The following is a 17,368-nucleotide window of genomic DNA, read 5'->3' as shown; positions in this document are numbered from 1 at the left end:
AGAACGGGCCGAGGAGGGCCGGGTGACGACCTATGACGATCGAGCGAGCCTCACTGATCTGACCGCCACTGTCGAGCGGGTTCGCAGTTCGGTGGAGGGTGTGATCGAGGGTAAGCCCGAGGTCGTACGGCTTTCGCTGACCGTGCTGCTCGCCGAGGGTCATCTTCTGATCGAGGATGTTCCCGGGGTGGGCAAGACGATGCTCGCCAAGGCGCTGGCGCGGTCCATCGACTGTTCGGTACGGCGTATCCAGTTCACGCCCGACCTGCTGCCGTCCGACATCACGGGCGTGTCCATCTGGGACCAGCAGCGCAAGGACTTCGAGTTCAAGCCCGGCGCGATCTTCGCCCAGATCGTGATCGGCGACGAGATCAACCGCGCCTCGCCGAAGACGCAGTCCGCGCTCCTGGAGTCCATGGAGGAGCGCCAGGTCACGATCGACGGGCAGACCTACGAGCTGCCGAGCCCCTTCATGGTGGTGGCCACACAGAACCCGGTCGAGATGGAGGGCACCTACCCGCTGCCCGAGGCACAGCGCGACCGTTTCATGGCCCGTGTCTCCGTCGGCTACCCCAGCGTGGAGGCCGAGCTGCAGATGCTGGACGTGCACGGCGGCGCCTCACCGCTGGAGGACATGCAGCCGGTGGCGCACGCGCACGACGTGGTGAAGTTGATCGACGCCGTGCGCGGTGTCCATGTCGCCGAGCCGGTCCGCCGGTACGCGGTCGATCTGGTCGCCGCCACGCGTACCCACCCCGACCTCAGACTCGGCGCCTCTCCGCGCGCGACGCTGCACCTGCTGCGCGCGGCGAAGGCGTCCGCGGCCCTGAGCGGCCGGGAGTACGCGCTGCCGGACGACGTGCAGGCCCTCGCCGTGGCCGTCCTGGCCCACCGCCTCCTGCCCACCGCGCAGGCCCAGCTGAACCGCCGTACGTCCGAGCAGGTCGTCCAGGAGATCCTGCAGCGCACACCGGTGCCCGCCGCGCCGCAGCAGCAGAGCGGCTTCGGGGGTCTCGGTCACGGCACTCCGGCGTACGGCCAGCAGCCGCCGCGGAGGCTGTGATGACCTCCGGCAGTACGGGCCCGGCCGAGGCGGACCACGGTGAGCGGAGCGGGGTCCGCACGGCACTGGCGGGTCTGACCACGCGCGGCCGCTCGTTCCTCGCCGCCGGCGTCGCGGCCGCCGTCTGCGCCTACGTCCTCGGCCAGAGCGACCTGCTGCGCGTCGGGCTGCTGCTCGCCGTGCTGCCGCTGGTCTGCGCGACCGTGCTGTACCGCACCCGCTACCGGGTCGCGGGCAGCCGCCGGCTCTCCCCCGCGCGCGTGCCCGCAGGCAGCGAGGCCCGGGTGCATCTGCGGATGGACAACGTCTCCCGGCTGCCCACGGGCCTGCTGATGCTCCAGGACCGCGTGCCGTACGTACTCGGCCCGCGGCCCCGCTTCGTGCTGGACCGGGTGGAGCCGGGCGGCCGCCGCGAGGTGTCCTACCGGGTCCGCTCCGACCTGCGCGGCCGCTATCCGCTGGGGCCGTTGCAGCTGCGCCTGAGCGACCCGTTCGGCATGTGCGAGCTGACCCGGTCCTTCTCGACGTACGACACCCTGACGGTCATCCCACGCGTGGAGCCGCTGCCGCCGGTCCGCTTCAGCGGCGAGGCGAAGGGGTACGGCGACGGCCGGCAGCGCTCGCTGGCGCTGGCCGGCGAGGACGACGTGATCCCGCGCGGCTACCGCTACGGCGACGACCTGCGGCGCGTGCACTGGCGCTCCACCGCGCGCTACGGCGAGCTGATGGTGCGCCGCGAGGAGCAGCCGCAGCGCGCCCGCTGCACGGTGCTGCTGGACACCCGGGGCCCGGCCTTCCAGGGCGCGGGTCCCGACTCGGCCTTCGAGTGGGCCGTCTCGGGCGCCGCTTCGGTGCTGGTCCACATGCTGGAGCGGGGCTTCTCCGTCCGGCTGCTGACCGACACCGGCAGCTCGGTGCCCGGCGAGGGCTCCGACGGGTTCGCGGGCGCCAGCCAGGAGTCGGCGGACGCGGCGGGGCTGATGATGGACACCCTCGCGGTGATCGACCACTCCGACGGTACGGGGCTGTCGCGGGCGTACGACGTGCTGCGCGGCGGCAACGAGGGGCTGCTGGTCGCCTTCTTCGGGGACCTCGACGACGAGCAGGCGACGGTGGTCGCCAAGATGCGGCAGCGCAGCGGCGGCGCGGTGGCCTTCGTGCTGGACAGCGGGGCCTGGGTTCGGGAACCGAGCGATGTGGCCGGTCCGTTGGACAGGGGCGAGGAGCGGCTGCGGATGCTGCGGGAGGCGGGCTGGACGGCCCTGAGCGTGCCGCGGGGCGCGTCGCTGGACGAGCTGTGGCGGCAGGCGGACCGAGCGCGTACGGACGCCGCCGTGACCGGCGGCGCGCGGGGCGAGGGGGGAGCGGCATGAGCGGGCGGACACGGATGGCGCTGAGCGCCGCGGCGGCCACTGTGCTGGCGTCCTGCGCCCTGCTGCCGCTGGTCTCCCCGGTCACCTGGCTCCTCCAGGCGATCTTCCTGCTGGCGATCCAGACCGGCGTGGGCATGGCGACCCGCCGGGTGCCGCTGGCCCGGCCGCTGACGGTGGCGGCGCAGGCCCTCGTCGCCCTGATGCTGCTGACCCTGACCTTCGCCAACCGGCAGGCGATCCTCGGGGTGATCCCCGGCCCGGAGGCCTTCGGCCACTTCGCCGACCTGTTGCGGGCCGGCGCGGACGATGTCAGCCGGTACTCGATCCCGGCGCCGCTGTCCGACGGCATCCGGCTGATGCTCATCGGCGGGGTCCTGATCATCGGCCTCGCGGTGGACACCCTCGCGGTGACCTTCCGCAGCGCGGCCCCGGCCGGGCTGCCGCTGCTGGCGCTGTACTCCGTGGCCGCGGGGCTGTCCGACGGCGGCGCGGACTGGCTGTGGTTCCTGGTCGCCGCCGCGGGCTATCTGATGCTGCTGCTGGCCGAGGGACGCGACCGGCTCTCGCAGTGGGGCCGGGTCTTCGGCGGAGCGCCACGGACACCGGGCGGGGAGCCGAGCGGCGCGGTCGCCCCGGTCCGCACCGGGCGGCGCATCGGCATGGTCGCGCTGGGCATCGCCCTGGTGGTGCCCCTCGCCCTGCCCGCCATGAACGGCGGCCTGCTGGACGCGGCTGGTACGGGCGTCGGCTCGGGCAGCGGAAGCGGGGGCACGATCTCCGCGGTGAACCCGCTGGTGTCGCTGCGTGACAGCCTGAACGTGGACGAGGACCGCGAGGTCCTCTCCCTGAAGACCAACACGGACGACCTCTCCAACCTGTATCTGAGGATCGTCTCCCTGGACGACTTCGACGGCACCACCTGGCAGCCGTCGAAGCGCAGCATCCAGGCAGTACCGGGCCAGTTCCCCACTCCCCTCGGCCTCGGCCCCGACGTCCGGCGGGCGGAGGTCGAGACGACGATCTCGGCCGCGGACTGGTACGCCCAGAACTGGCTGCCGATGCCGTATCCGCCGAGCGGCGTGGACATCGACGGCAACTGGCGTTACGAGCCGCTGGGCATGACGGTCGTCGGCGACCGCCGCCAGACCACGCGCGGAATGACGTACACCGTGCGCAGCCTCGATGTGCGGCCGACGGCGGATCAGCTCGCGAACGCCCCGGAGCCGTCCGCCGCGCTGAAGCGCGAGTTCACCGAGCTGCCCGACTCGCTGCCCGCCGTGGTCGCCCGGACCGCGCGTCAGGTGACCGAGGGCGCGACCAGCCACTACGAGCAGGCGGTCAAGCTGCAGGAGTACTTCGCCGTGACGGGCGGGTTCCAGTACGACACCAACGTCAAGGTCGGCAGCGGCCGGCAGGCGATCGCCCGCTTCCTGAGGGACAAGCAGGGCTTCTGCGTCCACTTCTCCTTCGCGATGGCGGCGATGGCCCGCTCGCTGGACATACCGGCCCGGGTCGCGGTGGGCTTCGCGCCCGGCACCCCGCAGGGCGACAGCTCGGTCTCGGTGGGGCTGAAGGACGCGCACGCCTGGCCCGAGCTGTACTTCGAGGGCGTGGGCTGGACCCGCTTCGAGCCGACGCCGACCCGTGGTTCGGTTCCGTCGTACACCATGTCGAACACACCCGGCTCCACGCTTCCGGACGTGGCGCGGCCCTCGCAGTCGGCGAGCACGGGGCCCTCCGCCTCGCCGTCGGCGAGCGAGAGCTGTGCGGGGCAGAAGCCGGAGCTGTGCGCGAGCGAGTCACCGGAGGCCGCGGTGGCCGCCGACGACGGCGGCCCGAGGTGGTACGTCGTCGTCCCGTTGTGGATTCTGGGCGGGGTGGCGGTGCTGCTGATCCCGTTGGCGCCGATGCTGTGGCGGTTGCGGACACGGGCGGTACGGCTGGGCGGGCACGGTCGCACGGCGGCGGACGTGTCCCTCCACACGCTGGCGGTCTGGCAGGAACTCACGGACAGCGCCTGGGACTTCGGCATTCCCCCGGACGACTCCCAGACCCCCCGGAAGACCGCCGCCCGCATCGTCCGCCTGGGCCACCTCGATCCACCGGCCGCGGCCTCGGTCCACCGGGTCGCCGACGCGGTGGAACAGGTCCTGTACGCCCCCGCTCCCCGACCAGTGGCCGGCCTCGCGGAGGACGTCCACCGCGTGCTCGCCAACCTCGAGTCCAAGGGCAGTTGGACCACGAGCCTGCGCGCCTTGCTGGCCCCGCGCTCCAGCGTGCGGGTGGCCTGGGCCCTGTCGGACTGGTGGATCAACGCGAAGCGACGGGCCGCCGCCGCCCGGCCCACGTGGCGGAGGCCGTCGACGCCCGGGCAACGGGGATGAGGGATCGCCGGGTGCGGGGGGGGCGGCTTGAGGTCGTCGGGCGCCCGGCCCCAGTAGCTCCACGGGGCCGGGGCAGCCGGGCGGCGGCTGGGCGTGCACCCGCCTGGTGACAGGCGTCCATGGCTGCCAACTCGTCGCCGGAGAACTCAGTCGCGCGTCGGCACCCGGCTCCCTCAAGGGGGAGACCTGCGGGTATACATCAGCGGGCATAGATCAGGGGGTGGCCACCCGTCCGGTGGTCACCCCCTGCGCATGTCCAAGAGCTGCTCGTCGAGCTAATGGCCGCCCTGTTCGTCGCGACGGCGCTGCCAGCGTTCTTCGATGCGGTCCATCATGGAGCGCTTCTGCCGTTGCTGACGGCGGGCGTGCGGGCCATCAGCGGCGGGCTGCTCGCCCGGCTTGGGGGCCTTGCGCCAACCGGTCACGGCGAGTACCGCACAGCCGAGCATGACGAGGAAGCCCACCACGCTGAGCCAGACCTGCTTGGCGACCATTCCAGCCATGAGGAGCGCGATACCTACGAGGAAGCCCGCGACTGCCTGGTAGACCCGTCGCCGGGTGTACGTACGCAGCCCGCTTCCCTCAAGCGCTGTCGCGAACTTGGGATCTTCGGCGTACAGCGCTCGCTCCATTTGCTCGAGCATTCGCTGCTCGTGCTCCGAGAGCGGCACGGAGTCCTCCTCATCGTGCAGTCGCCGGGGCGACCCGGGGGGTCCCTTCAGGATAGGCAGGGAATCGCCCCCGTGAAACCCGCCCCTCTACGCCAATTGGCCAACCGGTCTCCGGCATGGACGTCCCGGCTCACTGAGATCTTCATTCCCCAGCAGCCGACCCGTCATGCCGGAACGGTCTCCCTCGATCATACGGCGACGAGCGCCCGATCGGGGGGCCTGTGGCGTACTCCATGTGCAGCCAAGTCCCTGATCAAGGCGCACCCAAGCGGTCCGCTCACAGCGGGATCTCAGGCCTCCGCGGTCTCCCCCGTCTCGCCGAGCACGTGGAGCTGGGTGGCCACCGAGTGGAAGGCGGGCAGCTCGGCCGCCGCTTCCTCCAGCTTCAGCAGCGCCTCGAGTGCCCCGGGCTCGGTGTCGACCAGCACACCCGGGACCAGGTCGGCGAAGACCCGCACCCCGTGCACGGCACCGACCCGGAGGCCGGCCCCTTCGACCAGGGCGGTGAGCTGCTGGGTGGTGAACCGACGCGGCACCGGGTCGCCCTTCCCCCAGCGGCCGTCCGGGTCCTCCAGGGCCTGCTTGGCCTCCTTGAAGTGACCGGCGAGGGCCCGTGCCAGCACCGCACCGCCCAGTCCGGCGGCGAGCAGGCTCAGCACACCCTCGGCACGCAGGGCGGCGACCGTGTTGCGGACGCCCTCGGCGGGGTCGTCGACGTATTCCAGGACGCCGTGGCACAGCACGACGTCGTACCCGCCGCGCTCGACCACGTCGAAGAGGCCGTGGACGTCGCCCTGGACTCCGTGCACCCGGTCGGCGACGTCGGCCTCGGCGGCGCGCCGCTCCAGCGCGAAGAGGGCGTTCGGGCTCGGGTCGACGACGGTGACGCGATGGCCGAGGCGGGCGAGCGGCACGGCGAAGTTGCCGCTGCCGCCTCCGGTGTCGAGGACGTCAAGCGCCTGACGCCCCGTGGCCTTGACCCGGCGGTCCAGGGCGTCCTGGAGGACCTCCCAGACCACGGCGGTACGCAGCGAGGCGCGGGGGCGGGAGGGGTCGGAGCGCAGCGACGCCGTTTGAGGGTGGCTGTGGGAGACGGGCGGGCGCATCGGGTCCGACACGGCAGGTGACTCCTCGGCACGGCACCGCCACTTGCACGGCGGAGCGAACGACTGCCTCCCCGGCGCCCGGGTCACGAGAGCAGGAAGGCTTCAGGCGCCCTCCACCCTATTGCCTACGGCGACCCACCCGGCCATCACGGTGCCATGCGACGCCACCCGTCTCGCCCGGCGGACGGCAGGGTCGAACTCCGGCAGCCCCGGAACCCGGGCACAGCGGCCGCGACGGGAGGGGTTGGGCGGCGGCCCCGCCCGCGACGGCCTCGGGCGGCCACCCTGAATCCGCAGGCTGGAAGCCCGGCACCGCCGCCCTCCATCAGCCCTCGTCCATCCCCCCCTCAGCCGCCATCAGCCCTCGTCCCCCTCAGCCGCCATCGGCCCTGACCGACCCGCCTCAGCTCGCGTCAGCCCGCGTGGCAGCCCGCGCGTCAGCCCGCATCCGGCATCTCCTCCGGGCCGTGTCGCGAACCGTCGGCCTCCCCCGCGTCCGCGTCCGATCGCGGCTGGGGCAGGACCGGCTGGAGCACCAGCATCCGCTCGACGAGGCGCAGGAACATCGCTACGTCACGTATCAGGTCATCGGCGTCCCGGCGGCTGGCCGCGCCCTGGATGCCCGCCTCGGCCCTGGCGCGACGCCGGGCGCCGGAGGCGAACAGCGCGCTCCACTCGGCGAGTTCGGGCGCTATCTCGGGGAGCACTTCCCAGGCACTCCTGATGCGGGCGCGGCGCCTGGGCGCGGTCTCCGGGCGTCCTCGCGCGGCGAGTACGGCGGCGGCGGTGCGCAGGGCGGCGAGGTGGGCCGTGGCGTAGCGCTCGTTCGGTGTATCCAGAACGGCGGCCTCGTCCAGTCCGGCGCGGGCCTGGGCGAGCAGGTCGAGGGCGGCGGGCGGGGCCGTGGTCCGGCGGAGCACGGGGTGCACGTCGCTCGCCGGGCCGGTCAGTGAGGGGGCAGGGCCGGTGGCGCGGCGCCGACGGGCGGCTGCTGCGTGATAGCTGGCCATGACGAACCTCCTGTCGTCTGTGTGACGGCATGCCCGATACGGGATGCCGTATGTGCCCATCGTGAGGTATGGCACTGACAATCCGTTCTGACCTGCGCTTTTGCTTCGACAGAGAGTTCGGGCTACTTTTGCACTGACCAGTCAGTTCAAAAATGAGGGGGCAGGGATGGGGGGAACCGTGACCGGCGCCGGCGTCACGGCCCGGGGCCTCGGCCTCGAAGGACCTCGCGGATGGGCGTTCCGCGGGGTCTCCTTCGAGGCCGGGCCCGGCTCGCTGATCGCAATCGAAGGTCCTTCCGGCAGCGGCCGTACGTGCCTGCTGCTCGCGCTCACCGGACGCATGAAGGCCACCGAGGGAACCGCCGACGTGGGCGGAGCCGTGCTGCCCAAGCGCATGGCGGCGGTACGGCGCGTCAGCGCCGTGGCCCACGTCCCGGGCGTGACCGACCTGGAGCCGGCCCTGACCGTCGCCGAGCACCTCCGTGAACGGGCCCTGCTGCAGCGGCGGTTCGGCGACTCGCTGCGCGGGTTGCTGCGACCCCGTGCCGAGCGGAGGACCGAGGAGCAGGTGCGGATCGACGCCGCGCTGACGGCCTCGGGTCTTGACCTGGAGGCCCTGCCCAAGGGCGCCCGTACGGCCGTACGCGATCTGGAGCGTGTGGAGGCGCTCCGGCTGTCCATCGCGCTGGCCCTCATCGGGCGCCCTCGCCTGCTCGGCGTCGACGACACCGACCTCAAGCTGTCGGACGCCGAAAGGGCCGAGATCTGGGCGCTGTTGAGGTCGATCACCGAGGCCGGGACGACGGTCGTGGCGGTGTGCAGCGAATCCCCCGACGGCACGGTCGCGGTGTCCACGCAGGCGACCGGGTCCCGGGAAACCGACGGAAAGGAGGCCGCCGATGCGCTCGCCGAGGCTGGCCGCGCTTGAGCTCCGGCGCTTCGGGCGGGGGAAGCTGCCGCGTGCCGCCCTGGTCGCGCTGCTGGTGCTGCCCCTGCTGTACGGCGCCCTGTACCTGTGGTCGTTCTGGGACCCGTACGGCCGTCTCGACCGCATCCCCGTGGCCCTCGTGAACGACGACAAGGGAGCGGCCGTCGAGGGGAAGAAGCTCACGGCCGGCGACGACATCACCGAAGGGCTGCGCGAGAGCGACGTCTTCGACTGGCACGAGGTGAGTGCCGCCGAAGCCGAGAAGGGTGTCGAGAACGGCACCTACTACCTGTCGCTGACCATGCCGGCCGACTTCAGTGAGCGAATCGCGTCCAGCGCGGGCGACTCGCCGGAGACGGGCGCCCTTCAGGTGCGTACGAACGACGCGAACAACTACATCGTCGGGCAGATCTCGCGCACGGTCTTCAGCGAGGTGCGCGAGGCGGCGTCCACCAAGGCGTCGCGGTCGTTCCTGGACCGCATCTTCGTGTCGTTCTCCGACATCCACGGCGCGACGGTGCAGGCCGCGAACGGCGCCGACCGGCTCGAAGGCGGCATCGGCAAGGCGGAGAAGGGCTCCAAGGACCTCGCGGACGGGCTGACGGACGCCAAGGAGGGCAGCGGCGAGCTGACCACGGGTCTGCAGCGGCTCGACAAGGGTGCGGGCGAACTGGCGGACGGCACCAGGCGGGTCGCTCAGGGCACGCAGACGCTGGCCGACAGGGTCAACGGCATCGACCGGAAGATCGGCCCGTTCCTGGCGGACAACGAGAAGACCATCGGGGACACCGCCCGCCTGGTCGCCGACTCGTCGGGAGCGATCCGGAACAACCTCGACGACCTCGTGGAGCGGGCCCCGGCCGCCGCCAGGGGCGCGCACACGGCTGCCGACGCGCTGGCCGTCATCCACGGCGCGCGCTGCGAGGACGCCGTACTGCCCGACCCGGCCTGCTCCGACCTGAAGAAGGCGAAGCAGTCGGCGGCGGACGTGGCGACCATCGCCGACGACCTCAACACGCTGATCGCCGACCACGACGGCGACCTGAAGCAGCTCGACAGGAACCTCGCCACCCTCCAGAAGCAGGCCCAGGCGCTCGCCGAGCGCGCACCGCACCTCTCCGAGGACCTCGACGACGCCGTCAGCCGGATCAACCAGCTGAACGACGGCGCCGCCAAGGTGGCCGCGGGAGCCGTCGAGCTGCACTCGGGGATCGGCTCGGCCAGGAGCGGTGCGCTGGAGCTGGACTCCGGGGTGGGCCGGCTGAAGACGGGTGCGTTCGACCTCAACGGCGGTATGTACAAGCTCGTCGACGGCTCCGGAAAGCTCTCGGACGGGCTGCACGACGGTGCGAAGCAGATCCCGGACTACGACAAGAAGGCCCGCGACCAGCGCACCGAGGTCATGGCCGACCCGGTCCAGCTCGCCTCCCGGGACCTGCACAAGGCGCCCAACTACGGCACCGGTTTCGCCCCGTACTTCATCCCGCTGTCCCTGTGGGTGGGCGCGATGGTGGCGTACATGCTGATCTCGCCGATGAACCGGCGCGCGCTCGCCGCGGGCGCCTCGGCGTGGCGGATCGCGCTGGCCGGCTGGCTGCCCGTGGTGGCGATCGGGGTGCTGCAGACGGTGGCCCTGATGTCGGTGCTGCACTGGGCGGTCGGGCTGGAGATGGCCCGGGCGGCCGGGACGGTGGGCTTCCTGTTCCTGGTGACGGCGTGCTTCGCGGCGATCGTGCAGTGGCTGAACGCGCGCTTCGGCGCGGCGGGCCGGATCCTCGTCCTGGCCCTGCTGATGCTGCAGTTGACGTCGGCGGGCGGCACCTACCCCGTGCAGACCAGCCCCGGCTTCTTCAACGCGCTGCACCCGTTCCTGCCGATGAGCTACGTCGTGGAGGCGCTCAGGAGGCTCATCACGGGCGGCGGTCTGGAACCGGTGTGGCACGCGTGCGTGGTGCTCGTCGCCTTCACCGCGGGCGCGCTCGCGCTGACCGCGCTGTCGGCCCGGCGCCGCCAGGTGTGGACGCTCGACCGGCTGCACCCGGAGCTGAGCCTGTGACCGCGCGCGGGACAATCAGTGCCATGGAAAGCAGCAGCGCCCCGTCGGGCGGCAGCACACGCCGCGAGGCCACCCGGCAGAAGCTCTACGAGGCAGCCGTCACACTCATCGCCGAACAGGGCTTCTCCGCCACGACGGTGGACGAGATCGCCGAACGGGCCGGGGTGGCGAAGGGCACGGTCTACTACAACTTCGCGAGCAAGTCCGTTCTCTTCGAGGAACTGCTGCGGCACGGAGTCGGGCTCCTCACCGCTTCCCTGCGGGAGGCGGCCGAGCGGACCGCCCGGGAGGGCGGCAGCAAGGTGGACGCCCTGGACGCGATGATCCGCGCGGGGCTGGTCTTCATCGACCGCTACCCGTCCTTCACCCAGCTGTACGTCGCCGAGCTGTGGCGGACGAACCGGGCCTGGCAGTCCACGCTGATGGTGGTCCGGCAGCAGGCCGTGGCGGTCGTCGAGGGTGTGCTGCGCGAGGGCGTGGACCAGGGCGAGTTCAGCGAGGAGATCGACGTACCGCTGACCGCCGCGGCACTGGTCGGCATGGTCCTGGTGGCCGCGCTGGACTGGAAGTCCTTCCAGCCGGAGCGCTCCCTGGACGATGTGCACGCGGCGCTGTCCCGGCTGCTGCAGGGCCGGGTGAGCGGGCGCGGCTGAGGCGGTCGGCGCGCACATGCGAAGGCGCCGGTCCAGGGTGGCCGCGTCCCCCGCGGGCCACTCTCGAACCGGCGCCTTCTCTGCTCCCCCGTTCCCCCGTAGTCCCCCGTTTCCCCCGTGTCCCCCGTCGGACCCCCGTTCGGTCGTTCCCCCGGGTCCCCCGGTCTCGCTCCCGCCGACGCCTGGCCGGCGGAAGGAGCGGATCCGGGGCCGCTCCGTTCCGGCGCCCCGTGTCGCCGGTGCCGGAGCCGATCCCCTTCTCCGTGCCTCCACTCTCTCGTTCACGCAGGTCGGACCCCATCCGCGCGCGTACTCATCTCACCGGCTAGGTACGCGTACTCAGACCTGGGCACTCACGCCCAGGACCCTCCGTTGCCGACTGGTTACGATCGCGTCCGTGTCTGTACTCCCTTTGGTGTTCACCAGCGGCTGGGCCAGCGGCGTCAACGCGTACGCGGTGGTGCTGCTGCTCGGCGTGTTCGGCGCGACGGGACTGAGCGACGAGGTACCCGAGGCGCTGCAACGGCCCGACGTCCTCATAGCCGCCGGCGTGCTGTTCCTCTGCGAGGCCGTCGCCGACAAGATCCCGTACGTGGACTCGGCCTGGGACGCGGTGCACACCGTGATCCGGCCGATCGCGGGCGCGGTCGTCGCGGCGCTGCTCGCCGGGCAGAGCGGCTCGCTGCCGGAGCTGGCGGCGGGCGCGGTCGGCGGTTCCACGGCGCTGGTGAGCCACCTGGTCAAGGCCGGGACGCGGATGGCGGTCAACACCTCCCCAGAGCCGTTCAGCAACATCGTGGTGAGTGTCGCGGAGGACCTCGGGGTCGCCGCGATCATCACCCTCGCGATCTTCCACCCGGTGGCGGCGTCCGTGGTCGCGGGCGGCCTGTTGCTCGCCGGGGTGTTCCTGCTCCTCTTCCTCGCCTCGCGGATCCGCCGCTTCCTGCGGCGCAGGGCCCAGCGACGCGAGGAGAAACGACTCGCGCAGCCGGTGGGGCAGCGGCCGGACTGAGCTCCCGCCCCGGCCCCGCGGGCCGTTGTCAGTGGCGGCGGATAAAGTCCCTGACATGGCAAGGACTGTGGTGATCGGCGCCGGGATGGGCGCGATGGCGGCCGCTGCCCGGCTGGCCGTCGCGGGCCACCGGGTGGCGGTGTACGAGCGTACGGAGACGTACGGCGGAGCGGTGCGCCGCTTCGAGCGCGACGGCTTCGGCTTCGACACGGGCCCCGGGCTGCTTCCCCTGCCCGCCGTATACCGCGACCTGTTCATCAAGACCGGCAAGGAGCCGCTGGAGGCGTGCGTCGAGCTGGTGCAGGTCGACCCGTCCGCGCGCCATGTCTTCGCGGACGGCACCGAGGTGTCCCTGCCCAACGCCTCCCGCGCGGGCGTGGTGGCCGCCCTGGACGAGGCGCTCGGCGCCGGGACCGGCGGCCGCTGGGGCGATTTCCTGGTCCGCGCCCGCGAGGCCTGGGACCGGACGCGCAGGCCGCTGCTCGAGGAGCCCCTGTGGCCGAACTGGCAGGTGCTGGCCGAGCGCGAGCCCTATCCTGCCGTGCCCCACAAGCGACTGCTGCGTACCCGACGGGCGGGCACCCTCGCCGAGGTCGGCGCCTGGGAGCTGCGTGATCCCCGGCTCGTCGCCCTGCTGGAGAGCCACGCGCTCGCCTACGGCCTGGATCCGCGCGTCACCCCGGCGAGCGCGGCGGTGCTGCCCTACCTGGAGCACGCCTTCGGGACCTGGTATGTGCGGGGCGGCATACGGGAGTTGGCTCGGGCGGTGTACGAGCGGTGCGTAGCCCGGAAGGTCGACTTCCACTTCGGTGCGGAGGTCACCGGGGTCGTGGAGAAGGACGGCCGGGCGGCGGGCGTGGAGCTGGCCGACGGGACGGTCGCGGAGGCCGACTTCGTGATCTCCGGGGTGGCCCCGGGCGTGCTGGACCGCCTCGTCCGGGGCACTGCGGTGCGGGGCGAGGGCGAGGTCGAGGCCCAGCGCGGGGCGACGAGCCGTCTGACGGTGCTGCTGGCGCTGCGCGGCGGCCGACCGGAGGGCACCGCGCACCGAACGGTGGTGCACGCGGAGGACCGCGAGACCGAGCTGGACGCCGTGTTCGGCGCCGTCGGCGTGGGCGCGGGCACCACGGTCACCGTCCTGCGGCCCGACGACCCGGCGCTGGTTCCGGACGCCGGCCATGAGGCGGTCACCCTCACATCGACGGTGCCGGCACGGCCCGACCGGGACCCGGCGGAAATCTACGACGAGCAAGCGGCACGCCTCATGGCGGTCGCCGAGCGTGCTGTGCCCGAACTGCGCGACCGGCTTCTCTGGCACCAGGTGCTCACCCCGGCGGACATCGCGGAGGTGACCGGTGTGGAAGGCGGTGCTGTTCCGGCACCGGCACTGGCCGCGGCCGCCGGGCGACTCCTGCACCCGTCCAACAGCACGGCCATATCGGGCCTGTTCACGGCCGGCGGCTGGTCCCACCCGGGCGGCGGTCTCCCCCACGCCGGAATGTCGGGCGCGCTGGTGGCCGGGCTGATCGTGGAGGGGCCGGAGTTCCGGGGCTCGCAGTGATCCGCGCGTGAGCCGAACCGCGCGGGCAGGCTGTCAGAAGCGGTACTGCTCGTCGTACCCCTGCCCCTGCCCCTGCTGGCCGTTGCCCTGGTACGGGTACTGCTGCTCCGGCGGGAGCTCGCCGCCGTAGGCCTCGTCGGTGCGCTGCTGCGGTACCCAGACGCCGCCGGACGGCGTCTCGCCGTAGGTGCCGGTGGCGTACTGGTCCTGGCCGTAGCCCTGCTGGCCGTACTGCTGCTGGCCGTAGGCGTCGTAGGAGGTGCCGTCGTAGGTCTGGGTGCCGACGTACGGGTCGGAGTAGGCGGCGTACTGCTGCTGGCCGGTCGCGTCGTAGCCGTACTGCTGCTGGTCGTAGCCGGAGTAGCCGTCGTACGCATAGCTCTGGTCGGCCGTCGCGTACTGGTCCTGGGGCTGGCCCGCGGGCGTGTAGTTCTGGTTGGCGGCGGCGTAGGCGGAGTCGCTGTATATGCCGTACGAGCCGGTGTCCTCCGGCAGGGGCTGGGGCTCGTAGACGGAGGTCGTCTCCGCTGCCGTGGGCCGGGCCGGACGGGAGGGCGTGAAGACGTCGTCGCGGTCGTAGTCGTCCTGGCCGTAACCGACGCTGTCCTGGCCGTAGTTGGCGTCGTCGGTGCCGTACGGAGCGTCGCCGCCCCCGAAGCCGCTCTCGGTCGCCTCGAGGTCGGAGACCTCCAGGGTCGGCTCCTGGCGCTCCGGCTCGCCGCGGCGGCGCTTGGTCGCCAGGGGGCCCAGGGCGGGCGCGGAGACCGCCCAGCCGGCCGAGAAGCCGCGGCGGAACGACAGCGTGACGTAGGTCTGGCCGACCGCGAACGCGGCGGCGCCCAGACCGATGACGATGACGGACGGGATCAGCACCCCGACCACGACGCCGAGGAAGCCGACGAAGGCGAGCAGCCGCCAGCGCAGCCGTGCCTTGTACTGCAGCAGCACCTCGCCCAGCAGCCACAGCGCGACGATGCCGAACGCGATGTAGAGGACCGTCCAGCCCATGTACGCCCCTCTCCCATTGGCCGCCTACGCAGTGTGACGTATGTCAGGACGGCCGGTCTAGGCCTGCGGTGGGTGGTGCAGGCCCAGGTTCTCGTAGATTTCCAGAGTCGCCGTGGAGTTGTTGAGCGTGATGAAGTGCAGTCCTGGCACTCCCTCGGCCAGTAGCCGCGCGCAGAACTCCGTGGCGAACTCGATCCCGATCGAGCGTACAGCGGCCGGATCGTCCTTTGCTGTGAGGATCCGCTCTTTCAGGGCGGCCGGGAAGGCGGCGTTGGTGAGGGACGGGATCCGCTCCAGCGTCCGCACGCTGGCGATGGGCATGATCTCCGGAATGATCGGGGTGTCGCAGCCGGCGGCCGACACACGGTCGCGAAGCCGCAGGTAGTCCTCGGGTTCGAAGAACATCTGGGTGATCGCGTAGTCCGCACCGGCCCGGCACTTGTCGACGAAGTGACGGACGTCCGTCTCCCAGTCGTCCGAGCGCGGGTGCATGGCGGGGAACGCCGCTACGCCCACGCAGAAATCTCCGGACGCCTTGATCAGTTCGACGAGTTCGGCGGCGTAGGTGAGGCCCTGGGGGTGCCGCACCCAATCGCCCAGCGGGTCGCCCGGCGGGTCGCCGCGCAGGGCCAGCATGTTGCGGATGCCGGCGTCGGCGTACTGGCCGATGATGTTGCGCAGGTCGGCCACCGAGTGGTCGACGGCGGTGAGGTGGGCGATCGGGGTGAGCGTGGTGTCCGAGGCGATCGCCTCGGTCGCCTTGACCGTGCCCGCGCGGGTGGAACCGCCCGCGCCGTAGGTCACGGAGACGAAGTCGGGCCCGACGGCCTCGACCCGGCGCAGCGCGTTCCACAGGTTCCGCTCGCCCTTCGGGGTCTTGGGGGCGTAGAACTCGAAGGAATACGTCGTCTTGCCGGTCGCGAGCATCTCGCGCACGGTACGAGCGTGGTCCGACCTGATGGATGCGGTGCCGAGGGCCATACTCGCAGGTTAGCCAGGGGGCCTCGGTCCCCCAACCGAAGGCCGGACATTTGCCCGATTTGTCGGCCTGTTGTCCACTCCTTGGACAAACAAGGGCCGAACACGGCCCCAAGTCCACAGGAACCCGGTCTCGCTGACCACTGACTGAGACACCCGACCCGGGGCCGCAGGACGACCGGACAGCCACGGGGCCGCCGCGCGGCTGGGCGGCCGGGCGGGCCCTACGCCTGCCGCAGCCGCTTCGCGAACTCCGCCGCCGCCGCGCCCGGGTCGGCCGCCTCCGTGATCGCCCGTACGACGACGACACGGCGGGCGCCGGCCTCCAGCACCTGGTCGAGGTTGGTGAGGTCGATGCCGCCGATGGCGAACCAGGGACGGTCGGTGCCGAGGGCGGCGGTGTGGCGGACCAGGTCGAGGCCGGGGGCGTGGCGACCGGGCTTGGTGGGAGTGGGCCAGCAGGGGCCGGTGCAGAAGTAGTCCACGCCCTCCTGGGCGGCGGCCGCATCGGCCTCGGACTCGGCGTGCGTGGAGCGGCCGATCAGGATGTCGTCGCCGAGGATCGCGCGGGCGGCGGGGACCGGGAGGTCGCCCTGGCCGAGGTGCAGGACGTCGGCGCCGGCGGCGTGGGCCACGTCGGCGCGGTCGTTGACCGCGAGAAGCTTGCCGTGCCGGGCGCAGGCCTCGGCGAAGACCTGAAGGTGCTCCAGCTCCTCGGCCGCCTCCATGCCCTTGTCCCGCAGCTGCACGATGTCGACGCCACCGGCCAGCACCGCGTCCAGGAACTCCGCGAGGTCGCCCTGCTGCTTTCGGGCGCCGGTGCAGAGGTAGAGCCGGGCGTCGGCGAGCTGACTGCGGGCGGTGGCCGCGGTGGCGGTGTCGGACATGCGGTTCCTCTGTGGTCGGTTGCCGGGCGGGGGCGTATCGGACTGGTACCGGACGGTGGCACGGTAGCCGGATCCAGCCCGGCAGCCCCATGAACCGCGAGGGCATGCCGCTCGTCAGGCCCGTCCTCGGGTCGGCCCGCGGGCGACGGCCGCGGTGAACCGCGACCGTGGCCCGCGGGAACGGGTCCGGCCCCTACGCCGAACGGTGTTCGGATCCGGGTGTGGGGATCAGACGGCGAGCGCCTGGGCGCGACGCTTCACCTCCGTGCCGCGATTCTCGCTGAGGGCCTGCGCGGGCGTACCGGGCAGGCTCTCGTCGGGGGTGAAGAGCCACTCCAGCATCTCTTCGTCCGTGAAGCCGTCGTCCCGCAGGAGCGTCAGGGTCCCGGACAGGCCCTTGACGACCTTGTCCCCGTCGATGAAGGCGGCAGGGACGTGCAGCGCGCGGTTCTCACCACGGCGTACGGCGATGAGCTGGCCCTCCTTGACCAGCTGCCGGACGCGTGTCACCTCGACGTCGAGCATCTCTGCGATGTCGGGGAGAGTGAGCCAGGCGGGGACGAGAGCATCGATCTTTGCGTCAATCTCGGTCACGGTAACCAGCCTGCCATCTGCCACTGACAGTCGGAAGTCAGGCCTGTCCGACCAGGGGCAAGACCCCGCTCCCGGCCCTACGTC

Annotated in this window: 15 protein-coding genes; 8 read left to right on the top strand and 7 right to left on the bottom strand. The window is 72.2% G+C overall.

The genetic code is table 11. The features are described 5' to 3' along the window. Window positions 1-22 precede the first annotated feature (22 nt). From ACIBAG_RS16575 to ACIBAG_RS16565, 3 genes are read left to right on the top strand one after another with little or no spacing between them, the layout of a single operon-like run. Window positions 23-1,063 carry an AAA family ATPase gene (locus tag ACIBAG_RS16575; RefSeq protein ID WP_399105553.1) on the top strand — a complete coding sequence of 347 codons (1,041 nt, stop codon included), beginning with the start codon at window positions 23-25 and terminating at the stop codon, window positions 1,061-1,063. Beyond that, window positions 1,063-2,436 carry a DUF58 domain-containing protein gene (locus tag ACIBAG_RS16570; RefSeq protein ID WP_399105551.1) on the top strand — a complete coding sequence of 458 codons (1,374 nt, stop codon included), beginning with the start codon at window positions 1,063-1,065 and terminating at the stop codon, window positions 2,434-2,436. Before ACIBAG_RS16575 ends, ACIBAG_RS16570 begins: the two co-directional genes overlap by 1 nt. Continuing rightward, window positions 2,433-4,820, top strand: coding sequence for a DUF3488 and DUF4129 domain-containing transglutaminase family protein (locus ACIBAG_RS16565; RefSeq protein WP_399105549.1), 2,388 nt, complete (start codon window positions 2,433-2,435; stop codon window positions 4,818-4,820). The genes ACIBAG_RS16570 and ACIBAG_RS16565 overlap by 4 nt, the downstream gene beginning before the upstream one ends. Window positions 4,821-5,095: 275 nt before the next feature. On the opposite strand, the gene ACIBAG_RS16560 is transcribed toward ACIBAG_RS16565, so the two are convergent. The 3 genes from ACIBAG_RS16560 to ACIBAG_RS16550 all read right to left on the bottom strand — a co-directional run bounded on the left by ACIBAG_RS16560 (window position 5,096) and on the right by ACIBAG_RS16550 (window position 7,607). Then, window positions 5,096-5,491: a DUF3040 domain-containing protein gene (locus ACIBAG_RS16560; RefSeq protein WP_399105547.1), complete on the bottom strand. Its 396-nt coding sequence runs from the start codon at window positions 5,489-5,491 to the stop codon at window positions 5,096-5,098. A gap of 290 nt (window positions 5,492-5,781) precedes the next feature. Next, window positions 5,782-6,609: a methyltransferase gene (locus ACIBAG_RS16555; protein WP_399105545.1), complete on the bottom strand. Its 828-nt coding sequence runs from the start codon at window positions 6,607-6,609 to the stop codon at window positions 5,782-5,784. A 425-nt stretch (window positions 6,610-7,034) separates the two neighbouring features. After that, the gene (locus ACIBAG_RS16550; protein WP_399105543.1) at window positions 7,035-7,607 is read right to left on the bottom strand and encodes an SAV_6107 family HEPN domain-containing protein; all 573 of its coding nucleotides are present in this window, start codon (window positions 7,605-7,607) and stop codon (window positions 7,035-7,037) included. 166 nt (window positions 7,608-7,773) lie between these two features. On the opposite strand from ACIBAG_RS16550, the gene ACIBAG_RS16545 reads away from it, so the two are divergent. The 5 genes from ACIBAG_RS16545 (at window position 7,774) to ACIBAG_RS16525 (ending at window position 13,817) form a co-directional block, all read left to right on the top strand. Next, a complete protein-coding gene (locus ACIBAG_RS16545; RefSeq protein WP_399105541.1) occupies window positions 7,774-8,535 on the top strand; it encodes an ATP-binding cassette domain-containing protein in 762 nt (253 codons plus the stop codon). Beyond that, entirely contained in the window at window positions 8,507-10,591 is a 2,085-nt protein-coding gene (locus ACIBAG_RS16540) for a YhgE/Pip family protein (RefSeq protein WP_399105539.1), read from the top strand. Before ACIBAG_RS16545 ends, ACIBAG_RS16540 begins: the two co-directional genes overlap by 29 nt. 23 nt (window positions 10,592-10,614) lie before the next feature. After that, on the top strand, window positions 10,615-11,244 hold the full coding sequence (locus tag ACIBAG_RS16535) for a TetR/AcrR family transcriptional regulator (protein WP_399105537.1): 630 nt from the start codon (window positions 10,615-10,617) through the stop codon (window positions 11,242-11,244). A gap of 397 nt (window positions 11,245-11,641) precedes the next feature. Continuing rightward, window positions 11,642-12,256: a DUF4126 domain-containing protein gene (locus ACIBAG_RS16530; RefSeq protein ID WP_399105535.1), complete on the top strand. Its 615-nt coding sequence runs from the start codon at window positions 11,642-11,644 to the stop codon at window positions 12,254-12,256. A 55-nt stretch (window positions 12,257-12,311) separates the two neighbouring features. After that, the gene (locus ACIBAG_RS16525) at window positions 12,312-13,817 is read left to right on the top strand and encodes a phytoene desaturase family protein (RefSeq protein WP_399105533.1); all 1,506 of its coding nucleotides are present in this window, start codon (window positions 12,312-12,314) and stop codon (window positions 13,815-13,817) included. 33 nt (window positions 13,818-13,850) lie between these two features. Here the strand turns inward: ACIBAG_RS16525 and ACIBAG_RS16520 are convergent, their stop codons facing one another. The 4 genes from ACIBAG_RS16520 to ACIBAG_RS16505 all read right to left on the bottom strand — a co-directional run bounded on the left by ACIBAG_RS16520 (window position 13,851) and on the right by ACIBAG_RS16505 (window position 17,284). Further along, window positions 13,851-14,825, bottom strand: coding sequence for a hypothetical protein (locus tag ACIBAG_RS16520; protein WP_399105531.1), 975 nt, complete (start codon window positions 14,823-14,825; stop codon window positions 13,851-13,853). A 57-nt stretch (window positions 14,826-14,882) separates the two neighbouring features. Beyond that, window positions 14,883-15,806: a methylenetetrahydrofolate reductase [NAD(P)H] gene (gene metF / locus ACIBAG_RS16515; protein WP_399105529.1), complete on the bottom strand. Its 924-nt coding sequence runs from the start codon at window positions 15,804-15,806 to the stop codon at window positions 14,883-14,885. Between the two features lie 221 nt (window positions 15,807-16,027). Then, window positions 16,028-16,690: a thiamine phosphate synthase gene (gene thiE / locus ACIBAG_RS16510; protein ID WP_399105527.1), complete on the bottom strand. Its 663-nt coding sequence runs from the start codon at window positions 16,688-16,690 to the stop codon at window positions 16,028-16,030. 228 nt (window positions 16,691-16,918) lie between these two features. After that, window positions 16,919-17,284 carry an Rv2175c family DNA-binding protein gene (locus tag ACIBAG_RS16505; protein ID WP_031483328.1) on the bottom strand — a complete coding sequence of 122 codons (366 nt, stop codon included), beginning with the start codon at window positions 17,282-17,284 and terminating at the stop codon, window positions 16,919-16,921. Between the last annotated feature and the right edge of the window lie 84 nt (window positions 17,285-17,368).

The sequence above is a fragment of the Streptomyces sp. NPDC051243 genome (assembly GCF_044455405.1).
Taxonomy (GTDB): Bacteria; Actinomycetota; Actinomycetes; order Streptomycetales; family Streptomycetaceae; genus Streptomyces.
This window is presented reverse-complemented; position numbering and strand designations above follow the sequence as displayed.